The organism is Aeromonas encheleia (assembly GCF_900637545.1).
GTDB lineage: Bacteria > Pseudomonadota > Gammaproteobacteria > Enterobacterales > Aeromonadaceae > Aeromonas > Aeromonas encheleia.
Map to the genome: position 1 here is coordinate 382,453 of NZ_LR134376.1, position 16,812 is coordinate 399,264.

Genomic DNA, 16,812 nt, shown 5'->3' on the forward strand with positions numbered 1-16,812 from the left:
AGTAAAGGAAAATCCAATATTTATATTTTTACTGCACGTATGAAATCGGGGAACCAGTCGGGGAAGTTATCGCGGAACATATCCATATCCTCCCTAAAGCTTTCAATTATTTCGGTTATTTTTACTCTTTGGGATAGTCTATTTTCTGTGGCAGGTAAAAGTCTCCCTGTTCTTTTTACTATCTGCTTTATTAGCGGTTCCCATAAATCAACGGCTTGCGCTCTAGTAATATTGTCTTGGAATGAAATAGAGTATCTATTGGGGATTACTCTATTAGTAATCATTTCTATTATTGATGCTATAGCATGTATGATTATAAAATTAACACCAGGTCTACTAAGAAACTCAGCTTTCGGCTTATCTTGGTCGAGAAGTGTATTGTGTCGATTTGAATATGCGATCTCAGATTTAATTTTCAAAATTGCTTCATAAAGGCTATAAATGAAGAGTATGTGTCTTGATGTAATTGTTTTATTGAATGACACTCCATATAACTCATCATTCTCCCATATTTCAGTCTTCTGGTGATAACTGCTAGTGGGATGACCATGAAATGCCATTAATATTTGTGCTAGCGATTCTGGATCAATCAGTATACGTTTCTGTGCAGCAGATAAATTTTTTCTGAGGCCTCCACTGTAATATGCATCTCTAATTGTCTCAAATTCAGTACGTAAGCGAGTTTGTATTTCATCACCAGATCTAAAGTCAGATGCAAGAACTTTATTCTGAGAGTTATTTGCAAGTGTTATTTTTCGAATTTTGTCGTCGTCATTAACCTTAATGAATCGAATTCCAACCTTAATATTTTTATCTAACTCTTGTTCGTTAGTAGATAAACAACCTGTGGTTTGGGCTCCATTGACAATTGAAATACCTGTAATGGTATGGAGCCGTCCAAGAAGTTCATCTTGTTCATTAATATTAATGATATTAAAGTCATGTACTAATGCAGTTATTCCATTGTTACATACGAAAAAGTCCAAAGGTGTTTCTAATGCGCTCTTTTTTATTTGTCCGTTTATGGCTTGATCTTTATTATTACTTCCCATATATGATCGTACATTGGCACTAAAAAGTTTATCCTCTCCATATCTGTCATATAAATTCTTTAAAAATGTGGCGCTAACACTTGTGCTAAAGGTCTGCCATCCAGTGTCACTCGACTCTATAAATCCAGCATTGTTTTCTGTTTCTATTACATCACTAATTAAAATGGCATTTTGCTGAGAAAGATAAAGTTGATCTAGATTTTCAAGACCGACTTCGGTAGAGTCTACAATTATATTATTTTTACCTTGCCCTCTTAAGATTGTTGTTGCTTGAGCTCCAATACCATCCATAATCCTTTTGCATTCATCCGTTTGTGGACAGTTATGAACAAACCAGATGTGAATAATTTTTATTTGATCTTTTTCTATGCATTCGCGAGCTTTTATAACTTGTTCTCTAATTCTATTAGGTATATTTTCAATGTTCATTGAAAATAAAGCTGTAACTGCATAGCTACTATCTCTTGCTTTGTTAGGTCGTGCACCTTGCATTCTGAAATGTGGGGATTGAAATGACTGGATAACATATATTCTTGATGCGTCCTCATCAACAAAGAGAATATCTATGTTTTCATCATCGCCTCCTTCTGTGATAATATCTGGTGCTATGCTTGTTATATCACCTACATTCCCATGTAATTCGATTGCATATAGTGCAGCATTTAAATTTCCATGCCTTGACAAGTCAGTGCGTTGTTGGAGCGCAGTCCAGAAATGGCTGTTTTCTAGATTTATAGTTGCCATGAGTATCTCCATTTGATTACTAAAAATTTATATTTATATCAGTTGCTAGATTCTTGATGTAATATTTTTTTTTAATTTCTCTGGGAAGGTTAGTTGTATTTTCTCGTCAATTTAAAAAATCACTTTTTCTAACTTAGGCAGAGCAACAGGTGCATCTGTCGTAATTTAATGTCTAGAGTATCCTTTTGTGGGTTCTGCATGAAGCTCTTTGGAGTGGAAATGTGAGATAAGGCTACTTCTTTATAAGTGGTTAAAAAAACACCGCTTCCCAGATGGCGTTATTAATAAGCATCTATTTTTATTGAGATCCTAGCTTTCCCTTCAGCCCTTATTGGTCGCTTCAAGTGATCTTTTCCAACTCCGTAATATCCCCACCGCCAATCAATTTCAAATTCCGGCTGATCTGCTCCACCGGCCAGTCCCACCAGGCGATGGCGTTGAGACGCGCTATGGTGTCGTCGTCGAAGCGGTAGCGGATCACCCTGGCTGGGTTGCCGCCGACGATGGCATAGTCGGGCACGTCGCCTGTGACCACGGAGCGGGCGGCGATGATGGCGCCGTTGCCGACCTTGACGCCCGGCATGATCAGCGCGTCATAGCCAATCCAGACATCGTTGCCAATCACCGTATCCCCCTTGTAGGGGAGGCTGCCCGGTGCGGGGGCGGCGCTCTCCCAGCCGTTGCCGAAGATAAAGAAGGGGTAGGTGGAGAAGCCGGAGCGCTGGTGGTTGGCGCCGTTCATGATGAACTTGACCCCGCGGGCGATGGCGCAGAACTTGCCGATGATCAGCTTGTCGCCGATGAAGGGGAAGTGGTAGAGAACGTTGCGCTCAAAGCCTGCCGAGTCTTCCGGGTCATCGTAGTAGCTGTAGTCGCCCACCTCGATATTGGGCCCCTTGATGGTGTTCTTGATAAAGCACACCTGGGGGAAGCCCTTCATGGGGTGGGGATTGGCGGGGTCGGGTCCGTGCATGGGGTGCTCCTCTCGAATCTGGGTTTTTGATACCCTAACGGAACCTAGCAGCCCTGTGCCACCTTTTTGTACACCCTGGTTCGCCAGGCTTTGTCGCCCCGTGTCGGTTCACGCATCGACCCGGGGCGGGTTTTTCTCTAGCATGGACCGATAGCGGGGCAGGGGCTCCGCCACCACGGTTATTCTGGCGGAGAGAACAAGATGAAGACGCGTCACCTGCTCATGCTGAGCGCCCTGTTGCTGGGCGGCTGTACCATCAATCCCTACGGCAGTACCCCGGCGCCCGTCACCGAGCCGGACCAGCCGGTGAGCCAGCCGGACAAAGCCGTGACCGAGCCCGACGCGGCCGAGCCGGTTCCCGCCCCCAAACCCGTTGCCCCGACCGGCCTGGCGCTGGCCATGGCGGATGCCTTCCTCAAGGCCCCCGAGGTGCAGGCGCTGACCCAGGGCGGCAGCCCTGTGCTGTTGCTGATGCCGCCTCAGAACGGCACAGGGGAAGAGTTCAACACTCAACCCATGGCCATCGCCATGAGCAAGCGGATCCAGGCCAACAGCGGTTTTCGCTTCGCCGATCCGGGCCAGGTCGCGGCCATCACCGGCCAGCTCGAGTATCAGCAGGGGGGCATGAACCCGGCCTCCCTGGTGCGGCTGGGTCGCCAGACCGGGGCCGGCTACATGCTGTACGGGGATCTCGTCTCCGAGGGGAGCCGTTACCGGCTCGCCATGAGCCTGATGGATCTGAAAAGCGGCGAGCTGCTCTGGAACGGCAGCCGTAGCGCCAGCCGCTGAGCCCTGGCGAGGGGTGAGGTCATCCTCGCCTCACCCCTGCTTTTTCAAAAAGTAACTGGTATGCCCTGGGGGCATATCGGGCAGCTCACCGAAGACGGCATAGCCCTGCTTCCGATAGAAGGGCAGCGCCTGGAAGCTGGTGGTCTCGAGGTGGATGCGGGTGATGCCGCGGGCTTGGGCTGCTTGCTCCAGGGTGGCCAGCAGGCGGGCGCCCCAGCCATCCTGGCGGATGGGCTCGTCGACCCAGAGCCCCTCGATATGCAGCCAGCCCCACTTGATCTCGCCGAGGATGCCGCCTCGCACTCTCCCCTCCTCATCCTTCACAAAGCTGGCGATCCGCTCCCGGGGCAGGGGGCCGGTGACGCTCTCATTGAACCGGTTCAGCCCCGTCCGCAAGGCGTCGAAGTCGGTTAACTGGGGGGATTGGGGGGCGGTCAGTTGCATAATAAGCTCCGTATGAAGAGCCTCCACCATTAACCCGGGGGCCTGCCGGTGGTCAAGCCGGATGGCATCTGTCGGCCGCCGATCCCACACTATGGAGATGATGGCCCGGCCAGAATGGCCAGCATGCCTGCCTTGGCTCAGGTTGTCCGAGCGGGCGCGATGCCCGACGGGAGAGGGGCCTGGCGGGTCATGGCGGTCCTGACAAGGCCGTATCAAGGTCTCTTCCTGTACGATAATCGCAGGTAGGGCATAGGTGAAATGCCCATTCTGACGGCGCAGCAGACGAGGTACCTATGACGCTCTCGGTCACGCAACTCTATGAAGTCATGACCCAGTTGCCGGATCCCGTGTTTATCCTGAGCGAGGATGGTTACTACGTCGAATACATAGGTGGCATCGAGCAGCTCTCCTATCAGGACGGCAATCCGCTGGCGGGCAAGCAGCTGGCCGACGTCTTGCCCGCCGCGATGGCGCAGTGGGTGATGGCGCAGGTCGCGCTGGCCTTGAGCAGCGGGCAGGTGCAGGTGGTGGAGTATGAGCTGGCCGCCACCGAGGTGGAGGGGATAGATGCCGCCGCCGGGCCGCAGGGGACGCAGCGCTTCGAGGGCAAGATAGCGCCGCTGCCCTCGCGCTATGAGGGCAAGCGGGCGGTGGCCTGGGTGACCCGCAACATCACCCGCCAGCACGAGCTGCAGCAGCGGCTCAAGCGGCTCGGCGAGACGGATCAGCTGACCGGCCTCTACAACCGCCATTTCTTCTTCGAGCACTACAGACACAAGCTGCAGGGCCAGGGGCGTACTGGCCTCATCATGCTGGATATCGATCACTTCAAGCAGATCAACGACAACTTCGGCCATCAGACCGGGGACAGGGTGCTGTGTCGCTTCTGCGAGTGCGTGGCCGCCCAGCTGCGGGTGGAGGATCTGTTCGTGCGCAGCGGTGGCGAGGAGTTTTTGATCCTGTTGCCGCAGATAGACGAGGCCATACTGCCGAAGGTGGCGGAGCGGATCCGCGCCGCGGTGGCGGCCATGGCGCCGGATCCGGTGCCCATCACCGTGAGTCTGGGCAGCACCCTGATCCAGCCGGGAGAGGAGGTCAACGCCGTGCTGGCCCGCGCCGACGAGTGGCTCTATCGGGCCAAGCGGAGCGGGCGCAACCGGGTGGCCCATGATCCGGACTCCTGACTTTGGCTCCTCTGAGCCTCAAAGCACAAGGGCGACCAGCTGGTCGCCCTTGTTCGTTTATGCGGCCTTGGCCAAGGCGCTCTAACCCAACAGGGTCGAGACGTTCTGGCCCGCCATCAGCAGCCCTATGGCCAGTACGCCGAACCAGACCAGGGTCGCGCTCACCAGCGCGTAGCCGCCGGCGACGAACAGGCCGTCGCGCTGCAACATGCCGATGGCCAGCAGCAGTATGGCCCAGGCGGGCATGGCGTTGGTGAACGGGATGGCGCCGAGCGGCAGCATCAGCAGCAGGGCGGCCAGCATGATCAGCAGGCCGTTACAGCGGTTGACGGCGGTGCTGCCGGTCAGCAGCAGCAGGCGTGGCCGGATGAAGCGATCGATGCGGGCCAGCAGATCCGCCCCCTTGTGCAGGGTCGGCTTGAGCTGCTCGGCGGCGAAGCGGCGCTCCATCAGGATGGCGGGCAGCCAGGGCACCCGGTTGAGGGTGATGCCGATGCCGATGAACAGGATCAGCAGGCCGAACGGGGTGCTGACGCCGGGGATGGAGACCGGCAACAGGAAGGGCACTGTGAGCAGCACGCAGAACAGCAGCATGCCCTGCTCGCCGACCAGGGCGAGCATGTCCCGCAGGCTGATATGGCTCTCCTCGATGGCGTGGGCGGTCGCCCGCAGCGTGTCGGAGAGTCGATGTTGTGGGTCGTTGAGTTGCGCGGCAACCATTCCTGAGATCCTCGTCCTGTTGAAGGCCACCCCTGTGGCCGCCGCTAGCTTACGTGGCAAGGGTTAATCCCAGATGAATGGGCCTGGCCGGCGTACATCTTGGGGGGCAGGCGAGGGCCGGATCCGCCAGATGGGTCGAAATTGTCTGGTACAGCCCCTATTTAGGCGCGGCCTCGAGGGGCTCTGATATGCTTCTGGCACGATCAATGCCAATCAGGGGAAGGCCGTGAGAAAAAGAGCAGGAATGATGGTGATGGGACTGTTGCTGCCGCTGGGTCAGAGCTGGGGGGCCGAACCGGCCGCCGATCTGGGCTGGCAGGTGACGCCTTTCCTCGGTTACAGCTCCTCCCTCGACTTCGAGGCGATGGATGAACCCGAGCCCACGCCGCACTCGAGCGACATCGACTCCCTGCAGGGGGAGAGCTCGGGCAACTGGGGCCTGTTCATCAGCAAGGAGGTCAACGACCCCGGCATGATAGAGCTGCTCTACAGCCACCAGTCGACCCCCATCTCCCCCGATCAGCCGGATCGGCTGACGGTGGATACCCTGCACTTCGCCGGTGCCCTGACCCTCTCCGACAACGTCATGGCCCCCTATATAGGCGCCGGGATCGGGTTGACGCGCTTCGATGCCTACGACAGCGAGGTGGCGCCCTCCATGTCGCTGGCCCTGGGGGTGCAACCGCGCCTGACCGACAGGCTGGCGCTGCGGGCCGAGGTGCGCGGTTACGGCTCCCTGGTCAACGAAGACAGCCAGTTCCTCTGCAACCCCGAGATCTGTGCCTTCCGGGTGCGGGGGGAGCTGATCACCCAGTGGCAGGCCAATGTCGGCTTGACCCTGAGGTTCTGAGTCCCATCATGGTGAGACTCTCCCCGCAGGATCAGGAGCCTTGAATACGTTGCGACCACTGCCCCGCGAGCTGCCCGTCCTGCCGACCCCACGGCTGCAACTGCGCCCGTTCGGGGTGCAAGACAGCGAGGATCTGTTCGCCATCTACGGGGATCCCGCCGTGATGCGTTTCGTCGGGGAGGCGCCCTTTCCTGCACTCGCGACGGTGGCGCAGATGTTGGCGAGCGTCGAGCGCCTGCTGGCCAGGGGGGAATCGCTGGAGTGGGGGCTGGTCGAGAGGGGTGGCCGTCTCATCGGCACCTGCGGCCTGCACGGCTTCGAGCCTGCGCTCCGTCAGGCCGAGCTGGGCTGCATGCTGGCCCGCAGCCATTGGGGTCAGGGCCTGATGGGCGAGGCGCTGGGCGCCTTGATGGGGTTCGCGCGGGAGCTGGGTATAACGACTCTGCTGGCCGATATCGAGCCGGAGAATCTGCCCAGCCAGGAGTTGTTCCGGCGGCTGGGCTTCGTCTGGCAGCGAGATACCTATTACCAACTGAGGCTGGATGAAGGGATCAGGGGATGCCGCGAGTGAGGCGGCTCAAGGACTCGTTGACGTCGAACAGCCGGTATTGCACCTCGCTCGCACCCATGGCGAGCAGCCGCTGCTCGTGCATCTTCACATAGTCCAAGGCACTGCCCTCATCCTCGAACAGATAGATGCCGCCGGCCTCGCCGGTGCGTGGATTTTCGGTCCAGATCTTGGAGATGAAGCCGGGCTCCCGGGTGATGGACTCCGCCAGCGGCACCGCCGCCTCGGTGAGGGCCGGCCCCATCATGGCGGCGGGGAAGTTGAAATGGATTTGCAGCAAACTGGGCATGGCGGGCTCTCTCTTCGGGTAGACAAGGGACTGGCCGCATCATAAGAAGCCGGCATCCTGGCTGCAAGAAGGCACATTTTGGTGGCATAGTTACCCCAAAGTAACCACTCACGAGGCACCCCGTGCACCCACCCCCTTGCCCCGCTTACGAGGTACTGCGACTGCTGACCGGTAAATGGAAGCCGGCCATCCTGTTTCATCTGCGTGAGCAGACCCTGCGTTTTGGCGATCTTCGCCGTTGCCTGCCGGCGGTCAGCCAGAAGGTGCTCACCGCCCAGCTCAAGGCGCTGGAGGCCGATGGCGTCATCGCTCGCACCCTGCATCCCGAGGTGCCCCCCAGGGTGGAATACGCCCTGAGCCCGCTCGGCACCGCCCTCATCCCCTTGTTGCAACAGATGCACGACTTCGCCCTGAGCCATGCCGAGCAGTTGACGGGGGACGCGAAGCGGGTCGAGGCGCCTATGATGACGCCCTGACTCGCCGATGAGCCTGTGGTCAGCGGGCCCGCAGTAGCCAGCGGCTGGCCGGGGTCGCCGCCAGCAGCCGATAGGCGAGCAGGGAGAGGGCGATCAGCGCCGGCACCTTCATCAGCTCCCACCACACCAGCTTGCCTTGCGGGCCAAACACCATCAGCCAGACCACCAGCATCATGTGCAGGCAATAGAGCCCGAGCACCTTAGGGGCCTGGCGCTCCAGCCAGCTGCCCTTGCCCCAGTCGGGGCGCGCCAGCAGCAGCCCGAACAGGCCGAGGGCCCAGGGCACGGATCCCAGCAGGAAGTCATGGCGGTTGAGCGCCACCCCGGCCAGCCACAGCCCCCAGACTTCCAGCCCGTAGAGTGCGAGACCCGCCCCCAGCAGCCAGCCACTCAGGCGGGCCGTCGGTCGCCAGCGACTGGCCCTCAGGTAGGCGCCGAGCGCCACGAACAGCAGCGAGAAGAAGGGCCCGTTGCGGGTCAGCAGCGGCCACTCGCCGCCCAGCAGCGGCTTGCCGTAGGAGCCGCCGAGCAGCGCCAGCAGATAGAGCAGCACGCCCGCCACCAGCGCCAGCTGGGGCAAGCCGACGCGCTGACAGAGCGCCAGGATCAGCACCGCCAGCATCAGGGCGGGCAGGAACCAGAGGTGGATCATGCCGCCGACCCACCAGGCATTGAGCGGATCCCCAATCTGCATCTGCCACTGGCCCGCCATGCTGGCCAGATAGCCCTGCTGCACGGCGGCGATCGGGTTGAAGGGCACCAGCAGGTAGATGAGGCTCCACCCCAGCCAGAGTCCCAGCAGGGGGCGGCAGTAGCGCAGCGCCACCGCCATGGGATCGCCCGCGGCCAGCCTGGGTTGCAGGAAATAGCCGGAGCAGAGGAAGAACAGCGGCACCGCGAAGCGGCACAGCTGATTGATGCTGCCCCCCAGCCAGAGAGAGAAGGGATCGCCCCACAGGCTGGGATCGAACGGATTGCTGAAGGGGGAGATGTGAATGGTCATCACGGCCACTATGGCCAGGACCCGCCCGCACTCGATGCTGGAGATGCGCATGATACCTCTTGGCGTCTGGGATTCTGGCCGCACCCTAACAGCCACGGTTGACCCCCGCCAGCCAAGGGGGTGACAACTGTGACCCCGTCGCTGGCCGGTTACCCTTTGTTACCTAGACCACGGGGGCGTTACCCCGGCGCCGTCCCGGATCCCGCCTGGGCTAAGGCAGGCAAGGGGTTCAGAGCAGGGCGATCAGCAGGGTGACGAGGGCCCCGCTCACCAGCAGCGCCATGCCGCGCCCGGGCGGGCCGTGCAGCTTGTTCCACATCAGCAGGCTGGTGAGGGCGAGCAACAGCAGCGCCAGGGCGGCGAGATCCCCCAGCAGTTGCCAGGGCAGACCCGTGCCCATGCCGCGATGCAGCCGGTTGAGGCTGGCGGCGGTGTTGGCCTGCTGCCGCTCGATGCGCACCAGCAGGGTGCCTTCCACGTAGCCGGCGGCCAGGCTCTGGCTCAGGCTCACCTGCCGCAGCTCCCAGCGTGCCGGCAGGGTGAGGGGGCCTGTGGGGGTGGGCAGGGTTCGGGCCGGGGTGAGGGCGACCCTGGCCTCCTCGACGGCGTCTGGATAGCGAAGGCGCAGCAGCGCCGTCAGCGCATCGGGGTTCGCCAGCGGCGCCGTCAGCACGAGATCTTCGCTGGTTTTGTCGGTATGGGGCCCGGGCAGGGGCAGCACGGCCCTGTGTTGCAGCCAGAGGCCGGTGAGGCCGTAGAGCAGCATCAGGGCCAGGGTGGCAAAGCCGGCCCAGGCGTGGATGCGGCGCACCCACTTGTTGTTATGCAGGGGGAGTCTTCTCTGTTTCATGTTTTGCGCGTCATAAAAATCTGGCCAGCGCGGGCTGGCCAGGGTCATCTGTGATGATGGAGGGATCAGAAACGGTAGGCGGCGGTCAGATGCAGCTCACGGGGACTGCCTGGCATGATCTGGGCCGCGCTGGTGGCGCTGAGGTAGTACTGGTGGTCGGTCAGGTTCTCCACGCTGAGCTGGGCATCCCACTGTTGCCAGCGGTAGCCGGCCCTGGCATCGAAGCGGGCGTAGCCGGGCAGCACAGTGGTGTTGGCGTTGTCGGCGAAGCGATCCCCCACCGCCGTCACCCCGGTCTCGCCAAACCAGCCCTGCTGGCCGCTCTGGTAACCGGCGAACAGCTGGCCATTCTGGCGGGAGACGTTGCTCGGCCGCTTGCCCTGCAGATCCGCGTCCGCCTTGACCTGTTCGGCGTCCTGGAGGGCGACGCCGCCGTGCAGGTAGAGCTCGTCGGTCAGCTGGGCGCGTGCACTCAGCTCTATGCCCTCGGTGCGCTGCAGGCCGGTGAGGATCACTTTGGTGGGATCCAGCGGATCCTTGCTGCGCTTGTTGTACATCTCCAGCCGGTAGATAGAGAGGGTGGTGGCCAGCCGGCCGCCCAGCCAGTCGCTCTTCACGCCCCCCTCGTACAGCCGGGAGTGCTGGGGATCCAGCTGGTTGTTCTTGTCCCCCGGGGTGATGCCGATCAGCTCCCCGCCCACCGGGGTGAAGGTCTTGCTGTAGGAGGTGTAGAAGGCGTGCTCCTCGATGGGGTTCCACACCAGGCCGAGGCGCGGGCTCAGGCTGGTGACCGAGAGGGTCTCCTCCTTGTCGAGGTCGTTGCGGCGGCTGGTGACGGTGAACGCGTCCCGGCGCAGACCGCCGAGCAGGTGCCAGTCACCCAGGCTGAGCTGATCCTGCAGATAGAGGCCGTAGCCACGCACCTTGTGGCTGGCGTCGCTGGCGAGCTTCATGGGGCCATGGTAGCTGGGCAGGGAACCCGGATCGTACAGGTTGCCCGGCGGGATAGGGCTGGCGTTCTGATACAGCTTGGGGGTGCGCTCCTGCCAGTTCTGCTCCAGCCCGAGCAGCAGGCGATGCTCGACGGGGCCGGTCTGCAGCTGGCCCTCGGCCTCGGTGTTGCTGGTCAGGCTGCTGGCCTTGAGGTCCTGCTGCCAGCGGGCGCGGGTCACCTGATCCCCCTTCACGCCGGTGACATAGGTGTTGTCGAATCGGCTGTCGAGGCTGGTGTAGCCGAGCTGCTGGCGCAGTTGCCACTGTTCGTTGAGATCCCAGGTCAGGCGGGAGCGGGTGGACTGGGCCAGATCGTCGATGAAGTCCCGGCTGGTGTCGCTGTAGACGCTCTCGATGGGCACCTCGGCCGGACGGCCATTGACCCCGGGAATGCCGCGATCCGGGGTGCGATCGCTGCCGTTGCGCTCGTACTGCAGCAGCCAGTTCAGGCTGTCGTTGATCTCCCAGTTGATGGCCGGGGCCAGCAGGGTGCGCTGGCTGGTCACGCCGTCGCGAAAGCTGTCGGCGTCCTCCTGGGCCAGGTTGAGGCGCAGTTGCACCCGCTCACCGGCCTCGGCGTTGAGATCGGCCGCCAGCCGCTGGCTGTCGAAGCTGCCGACCCGGGCGGTGACGCTGGAGGCCTGCCCCCTCTGCGGTGTCTTGCTGATCCTGTTGATGATGCCGCCCGTGCTGCCACGGCCGTAGAGCACGGCGGCCGGGCCCTTGAGCACCTCGACCCGCTCTATGTTGCCGAGATCCCGGGTGTACTGCATGTCGTCGCGCAGACCGTCGAGATAGAAGTCGTTGCTGGCGTTGAAGCCACGGATGTTGACGCTGTCGAAACGGGTGTCGCCGCTGGCGTTGACGCCGGGAATGCCGGTCAGGGCCTCGCTCAGGCTGGGTTGACCGTAGGCGGTCAGCTCGCTGGCGGACACGCTGTCTATGGTCTGGGGCACCAGCTTGGCGGGGGTGGCGGTGCGGGTCGCGGTGGCGACTTCCGCGTGTTGGCTGCGTTTGCCGACGACCGTCATGGTCTCATCTTCGGCGCGGGTGCCGGCACTGAGGGCCAGCAAAGCGACGCCCAGCAGGGCGCGCGGGGGAGTGGGGTTAAGCATCTGCGTGTGACTCTTCTAATCGGCCTGACGACCTGAACTTATTGATTTATTTGTAATTATTTTGTTCTCTCATGCCGAGAGGGCGCCAATGATATTGATTTTCATTTCCATGGCAAGGGAAAGATATAAACAATCCCTATCTATCGCCGCCGGCGCAGCCAGACGGCACCCGCTCGGGTCTATCCCGTGGAGAGGGCGACTCTTGGTGTCGGCAAAGGGCTGGTTTACCATCGGGATATGGCGCCTTGGGCGCAGCATCCAGCGGGAACAGGGAATCGAGACATGGAAGAGATCATCAGGGCAGACCTCGGCAACCGGCAGCATGGCCAGGCCCTGGTCTGGCTGCTCAACGAATACGCCAAGGACGAGATGGGCGGTGGCTGCGCGCTCTCCGCCGAGGTACAGGCCGGGCTGGCCCAGGCGCTGGCCGCCAGAGACAATGCCCATGTGCTGCTGGCCTGGGTGGATGGTCAGCCGGCCGGGGTGGCGACCTGTTTCGAGGGCTTCTCGACCTTCGCCTGCCGGCCGCTGCTCAATCTGCACGATCTGGCGGTGCACCCGGACCATCGTGGGCACGGCCTCGGCAAGCGACTGCTGGCCGAGGTGGAGCGGCTCGCCCGCGAGCTCGGCTGCTGCAAGCTGACCCTGGAGGTGCTGGAGGGCAATCAGGTGGCGCAGGCCGCCTACCGGGCCAGCGGTTTCGCCGGTTACGAGCTCAGCCCGCAAGTGGGGCGGGCCCTGTTCTGGCAGAAGACGCTCTAGGGTGTCGGCGCTGGCGGGCGCTGGCCGGTCTCGGCCGCCGTGCTTGTCATCGGGGCGGGCAAGTCTTAGAGTAACGCCTGATTTTTCTATCCTTTTTCAATGGGCCGACCTGGCCGGGTGATCAAGATGACGCTTTATGCCTCGGATCAACGTGTGACCCGAGTGAACTCCGAACAGATGCGCACGATGAGGCATTGTCCGGAGCCTGGGGAGGCCTGAGCCTCCCACCCATTCATCGTGCCAGTCCTATCGGATCCTGATTGAGTCAGGACCCGAGCCTGACTGGCACGAGTGAAACAGCAGGCCATAGACAATGTCTATGGCCTTTTTTGTTGGCCCCGCCCCATGGCGCGGGCTCGCAACAGAGCAGAGGCCCACCCGGGTGCTCTGCTTTTTTTTTGGCCTGTGTTGGCGGAGGCGAGAATATGCTCATGGACATCCGCTCCGCTAGCAGGCTGATACGATTCGAATGAGGAAGTGTGAAATGTCACAAAATATCTATGACGACCAAGGGTTTTTCGAGGGTTACGCCCAGTTGCCACGCTCCCGGCAGGGGCTGGCGGGAGCGCCGGAGTGGCCGGCGCTGCAGGCCATGTTGCCGCCGCTGGCGGGCAAGCGGGTGCTGGATCTGGGCTGCGGCTATGGCTGGTTCTGCCGGGTGGCCCGGGAGCAGGGGGCCGCCGGGGTGCTCGGGATCGATCTCTCCGCCAGGATGCTGGCCCGCGCCGCCGAGCTGACCCGGGATGAGGCCATCTGTTACCGGCAGGGGGATCTGAACGGACTCGAGCTGTCTGGCGAACCCTTCGATCTGATCTACAGCTCCCTGGCGCTGCACTACCTGCCCGAGGTGGCGCCGCTATTTGCCGAGATCCATCGCGCGCTGGTGGCGGGGGGCCGGCTGGTGTTCTCGGTGGAGCATCCCATCTTCACCTGCCCGCAGCCGCAGGGCTGGCTGGTGGATGGCGAGGGGCGTCGCTCCTGGCCCGTCAACGGCTACCAGGCCGAGGGCAAGCGGGTCAGCAACTGGCTGGCGGACGGGGTGATCAAGTACCACCGCACCCTGGGCAGCTATCTCAACGCCCTGATCGGCGCGGGCTTCCAGATTGCTCAGGTGGAGGAGTGGGGACCGAGCGCCGCCCAGATCGCCGCCAACCCGGCCCTGGCGGAGGAGGCCGAGCGCCCCATGCTGCTGCTGGTGTCGGTGCAAAAGCCGCTCGGCTGAGGCAATCGCGCCCGGCAGTCATGGGCCAAATAAAACGGCGCGCAGGAGTCTGCGCGCCGTTTTTATTGAGGTATCGCTTAGAAGTCGTAACGGGCTGCCAGCTGGAAGTCATCCTTGGTGTTCAGCTTGCCGCTGTCATCGCTGTCCAGGTTGTTGATCCGGTACTCGCCGATGACCCGCAGGTTCTTGTTGAACTTGTACTGGGCGCCCAGGGTGTAGTAGTCGATGGAGTCGTAGTCGTCCCGACCTGCCTCTTCCACCTTCTGCTTGTTCCACAGCGCCATCAGGCCGATGCCGTTCTCGAAGTTGTAGCCGAGCGCCGCTTCCCAACCGGTGTGATCCTTGTCGGTCGCCAGGAAGTCGCTGCCGTCGGCGTAGCTCAGGGCGGCGTAGACGGCCTTGTTGTCGTACTTGGCGGAGAGCAGCCACAGCTTGGCATCCTCTTCGCCGCTCTTGTCACGGATACCGACGTTGTAGGCGGTACCCAGCGCCAGGTTGAACGGGAAGGTGTAGGCAACGGCGGCACCGTAGGCGGCGTCGCTGTCCTTGCTGCTGGTCTCCTCGGTGTCACCGCCATCGAACTTGTAGCTGGTATCTACCTGGAAGCCGTTGAACAGGCCCGAGTATTTCAGCACAGAGCCGGCACGGTTGGTGGCGAAGGTGTCGGTCTTGGCACCGAGGGCGTCGTTGCCGTAGCCGTCGGAGAGGGAGACGTCGGTCCAGTCGGCCAGCATGCCGGGGGCGCCCTTCTGGCGGCCGAAGGTGACGTTGCCCCAGTCGGCGCCCACCCCGGCGAAGGCCAGGCGGGTGCGCAGGTTGTCGGAGTTCTCGCTGACGGTCTTCTCGCTGTCATTGATGTAGATCTGCAGCTCATACTGGGCCAGCGCCTTGAGACCCGGGTTGATCTCGCTCTCGACCTTGGCACCGAGGCGGACGAACTGGTTGGCGCCCTGCTTGTCGCTGTATTCGTTCTTGATGTCGCCATTGGCATCCAGCTCTTTCTTCTCGCCGAAGAACTGGCCGGCGTAGATGCGGCCATAGAGATCGAGCAGGGTGGAGTCATTCTTATAGACTTCGACGGCTTGAGCCTGGAAGGCCGCGGTGAGTGCCAATGCTACTACTGTCAGCTTTTTCATCATCATCCCTTGTTTGTAAGCTTCTGTTTTCAAAGACGGGGCCATGCTAGACAGGGGAAATGACAGCGGGGTGACCGTAACATGAACAACCGATGGCGGTTTGGTGTCAGTCCGGTGAACGCCGGGATTTATGTGGCGATCCGCCACTTTTGCGCGCAAAGGTTTGCCCTTGTGGTAGAATGCCGCCCGTTTTCGAGCTCCTAAGGTTGGATATGCGATGAGACGTGAACTGGCAATCGAGTTTTCCCGAGTGACGGAAGCGGCTGCACTGGCTGGCTACAAGTGGCTCGGACGTGGTGACAAGAATATCGCCGATGGTGCGGCCGTTGCGGCCATGCGCCATATCCTCAATCAGATCCAGATCGATGGTGAGATTGTGATCGGCGAGGGCGAGATCGACGAAGCCCCCATGCTCTACATCGGCGAGAAGGTCGGGACTGGTCTGGGGGATGCCGTGGACATCGCGGTCGATCCGATCGAGGGTACCCGCATGACTGCCATGGGGCAGTCCAATGCCCTGGCCGTGCTGGCCGTCGGCGACAAGGGTTCCTTCCTCAAGGCGCCCGACATGTACATGGAGAAGCTGATCGTGGGTCCGGGTGCCAAGGGCGCCATCGACCTGGATCAGGCCCTCGAGCTGAACCTCAAGGCCGTGGCCAGGGCGCTCGGCAAGCCGCTCTCCCGTCTGACCGTGATCACCCTGGCCAAGCCACGCCACGACAAGGCGATCAAGGAGATGCAGGGACTGGGTGTGCGGGTGTTCGCCATCCCCGACGGCGACGTGGCCGCGTCCATCCTCACCTGTCTGCCGGACAGCGAAGTCGACATGCTGTATGGCATCGGCGGCGCCCCGGAAGGGGTCATCTCGGCGGCGGTGATCCGCGCGCTGGATGGTGACATGCAGGCGCGCCTGGTGCCCCGTCACAAGGTCAAGGGCGACAGCCCCGAGGTGCGTGCCCTGGGCGAGCAGGAGATTGCCCGCTGCGAGGCGCTCGGCATCGACGTGAACAAGGTACTCAAGCTGGAAGATCTCGCCAAGAATGACAACGTCATCTTCTCGGCGACCGGCATCACCAAGGGTGATCTGCTGGAAGGCATCACCAGCAATGGCGTCATGGCGACCACCGAGACCCTGCTGATCCGCGGCAAGTCACGCACCATCCGCCGCATCAAGTCGATCCACTTCCTGGATCGCAAGGACAGCGTGGTGCGCGACATCATCCTCTGATGCGCTAACCTCCTGTCACCAAAAAGCCCGACCGCTTCTGCCGTCGGGCTTTTTGTTGCCCGCTCGGCGGGCCGGCCACTATTTCAGGGGGGCGAAGGGATAAGGCTAAGGGGAATCCCGGCCCTTTGATAGACTGCTTCGCCATGCACAGGAAAGCATCACATGGAATGTCGTCAAGGTTGTGGCGCCTGCTGCATCGCCCCCAGCATCAGCAGTGCCATCCCCGGCATGCCGGCGGGCAAACCGGCCGGGGTCGCCTGTATCCAGCTCGATGCAAGGCTGGGCTGCAAGATCTTCGGCCAGCCCGAGCGCCCGGCGGTGTGCAGCGGTTTCAGGCCCATGCAGGACGTGTGCGGCTCGCACCGGGAAGAGGCCGTCTGGCTCATCGGTGAGCTGGAGCGGCTGACGTCCTGA

General features: G+C 61.0%; 18 protein-coding genes. 9 read left to right on the forward strand and 9 right to left on the reverse strand.

Features of this window, described 5'->3' with window-relative positions; translation table 11 throughout:
- Positions 1-20: 20 nt before the first annotated feature.
- Both EL255_RS01770 and EL255_RS01775 read right to left on the reverse strand, forming a co-directional pair.
- Positions 21-1,796: an AIPR family protein gene (locus EL255_RS01770; protein WP_170175989.1), complete on the reverse strand. Its 1,776-nt coding sequence runs from the start codon at positions 1,794-1,796 to the stop codon at positions 21-23.
- A 340-nt stretch (positions 1,797-2,136) separates the two neighbouring features.
- Entirely contained in the window at positions 2,137-2,769 is a 633-nt protein-coding gene (locus EL255_RS01775; RefSeq protein ID WP_042651911.1) for a Vat family streptogramin A O-acetyltransferase, read from the reverse strand.
- A gap of 201 nt (positions 2,770-2,970) precedes the next feature.
- Between EL255_RS01775 and EL255_RS01780 the strand changes: the two genes are divergently transcribed.
- Complete coding sequence (locus tag EL255_RS01780; RefSeq protein ID WP_042651912.1) at positions 2,971-3,558, forward strand: hypothetical protein; 588 nt, start codon at positions 2,971-2,973, stop codon at positions 3,556-3,558.
- 30 nt (positions 3,559-3,588) lie between these two features.
- Here the strand turns inward: EL255_RS01780 and EL255_RS01785 are convergent, their stop codons facing one another.
- Positions 3,589-4,002: a GNAT family N-acetyltransferase gene (locus EL255_RS01785; RefSeq protein ID WP_042651913.1), complete on the reverse strand. Its 414-nt coding sequence runs from the start codon at positions 4,000-4,002 to the stop codon at positions 3,589-3,591.
- Between the two features lie 293 nt (positions 4,003-4,295).
- Here EL255_RS01785 and EL255_RS01790 point away from each other — a divergent pair, with 293 nt between their 5' ends.
- Positions 4,296-5,186 carry a GGDEF domain-containing protein gene (locus EL255_RS01790; protein WP_042651914.1) on the forward strand — a complete coding sequence of 297 codons (891 nt, stop codon included), beginning with the start codon at positions 4,296-4,298 and terminating at the stop codon, positions 5,184-5,186.
- Between the two features lie 81 nt (positions 5,187-5,267).
- Here the strand turns inward: EL255_RS01790 and EL255_RS01795 are convergent, their stop codons facing one another.
- Entirely contained in the window at positions 5,268-5,906 is a 639-nt protein-coding gene (locus EL255_RS01795) for an exopolysaccharide biosynthesis protein (RefSeq protein ID WP_042651915.1), read from the reverse strand.
- A 247-nt stretch (positions 5,907-6,153) separates the two neighbouring features.
- Here EL255_RS01795 and EL255_RS01800 point away from each other — a divergent pair, with 247 nt between their 5' ends.
- Together EL255_RS01800 and EL255_RS01805 are read left to right on the forward strand one after the other, a co-directional pair.
- Positions 6,154-6,756 (forward strand): outer membrane beta-barrel protein, encoded by a 603-nt coding sequence (locus EL255_RS01800; protein ID WP_042652180.1) that lies wholly within the window; start codon positions 6,154-6,156, stop codon positions 6,754-6,756.
- Positions 6,757-6,805: 49 nt separating this feature from the next.
- Positions 6,806-7,327, forward strand: coding sequence for a GNAT family N-acetyltransferase (locus EL255_RS01805; RefSeq protein WP_126623447.1), 522 nt, complete (start codon positions 6,806-6,808; stop codon positions 7,325-7,327).
- On the opposite strand, the gene EL255_RS01810 is transcribed toward EL255_RS01805, so the two are convergent.
- On the reverse strand, positions 7,308-7,613 hold the full coding sequence (locus tag EL255_RS01810) for a monooxygenase (RefSeq protein WP_042651917.1): 306 nt from the start codon (positions 7,611-7,613) through the stop codon (positions 7,308-7,310). The two genes, EL255_RS01805 and EL255_RS01810, sit on opposite strands and share 20 nt — an antisense overlap.
- Before the next feature lie 122 nt (positions 7,614-7,735).
- Here EL255_RS01810 and EL255_RS01815 point away from each other — a divergent pair, with 122 nt between their 5' ends.
- A complete protein-coding gene (locus EL255_RS01815; protein ID WP_042651918.1) occupies positions 7,736-8,089 on the forward strand; it encodes a winged helix-turn-helix transcriptional regulator in 354 nt (117 codons plus the stop codon).
- Positions 8,090-8,108: 19 nt separating this feature from the next.
- Here the strand turns inward: EL255_RS01815 and EL255_RS01820 are convergent, their stop codons facing one another.
- The 3 genes from EL255_RS01820 to EL255_RS01830 all read right to left on the reverse strand — a co-directional run bounded on the left by EL255_RS01820 (position 8,109) and on the right by EL255_RS01830 (position 12,050).
- The gene (locus tag EL255_RS01820) at positions 8,109-9,143 is read right to left on the reverse strand and encodes an acyltransferase (protein ID WP_042651919.1); all 1,035 of its coding nucleotides are present in this window, start codon (positions 9,141-9,143) and stop codon (positions 8,109-8,111) included.
- A 178-nt stretch (positions 9,144-9,321) separates the two neighbouring features.
- Positions 9,322-9,942, reverse strand: a complete 621-nt coding sequence (locus EL255_RS01825) for a PepSY-associated TM helix domain-containing protein (RefSeq protein ID WP_042652181.1) — start codon at positions 9,940-9,942, stop codon at positions 9,322-9,324.
- Between the two features lie 65 nt (positions 9,943-10,007).
- The gene (locus EL255_RS01830) at positions 10,008-12,050 is read right to left on the reverse strand and encodes a TonB-dependent receptor (protein WP_042651920.1); all 2,043 of its coding nucleotides are present in this window, start codon (positions 12,048-12,050) and stop codon (positions 10,008-10,010) included.
- A gap of 282 nt (positions 12,051-12,332) precedes the next feature.
- On the opposite strand from EL255_RS01830, the gene EL255_RS01835 reads away from it, so the two are divergent.
- Both EL255_RS01835 and EL255_RS01840 read left to right on the forward strand, forming a co-directional pair.
- Positions 12,333-12,812: a GNAT family N-acetyltransferase gene (locus tag EL255_RS01835; RefSeq protein WP_042651921.1), complete on the forward strand. Its 480-nt coding sequence runs from the start codon at positions 12,333-12,335 to the stop codon at positions 12,810-12,812.
- Positions 12,813-13,296: 484 nt separating this feature from the next.
- Complete coding sequence (locus EL255_RS01840; protein WP_042651922.1) at positions 13,297-14,034, forward strand: class I SAM-dependent methyltransferase; 738 nt, start codon at positions 13,297-13,299, stop codon at positions 14,032-14,034.
- Positions 14,035-14,111: 77 nt separating this feature from the next.
- Here the strand turns inward: EL255_RS01840 and EL255_RS01845 are convergent, their stop codons facing one another.
- Positions 14,112-15,170 carry a porin gene (locus EL255_RS01845; protein ID WP_042651923.1) on the reverse strand — a complete coding sequence of 353 codons (1,059 nt, stop codon included), beginning with the start codon at positions 15,168-15,170 and terminating at the stop codon, positions 14,112-14,114.
- A 217-nt stretch (positions 15,171-15,387) separates the two neighbouring features.
- Between EL255_RS01845 and glpX the strand changes: the two genes are divergently transcribed.
- Together glpX and EL255_RS01855 are read left to right on the forward strand one after the other, a co-directional pair.
- Positions 15,388-16,398 carry a class II fructose-bisphosphatase gene (gene glpX / locus EL255_RS01850; protein WP_042651924.1) on the forward strand — a complete coding sequence of 337 codons (1,011 nt, stop codon included), beginning with the start codon at positions 15,388-15,390 and terminating at the stop codon, positions 16,396-16,398.
- A gap of 162 nt (positions 16,399-16,560) precedes the next feature.
- Positions 16,561-16,812, forward strand: coding sequence for a YkgJ family cysteine cluster protein (locus tag EL255_RS01855; RefSeq protein WP_042651925.1), 252 nt, complete (start codon positions 16,561-16,563; stop codon positions 16,810-16,812).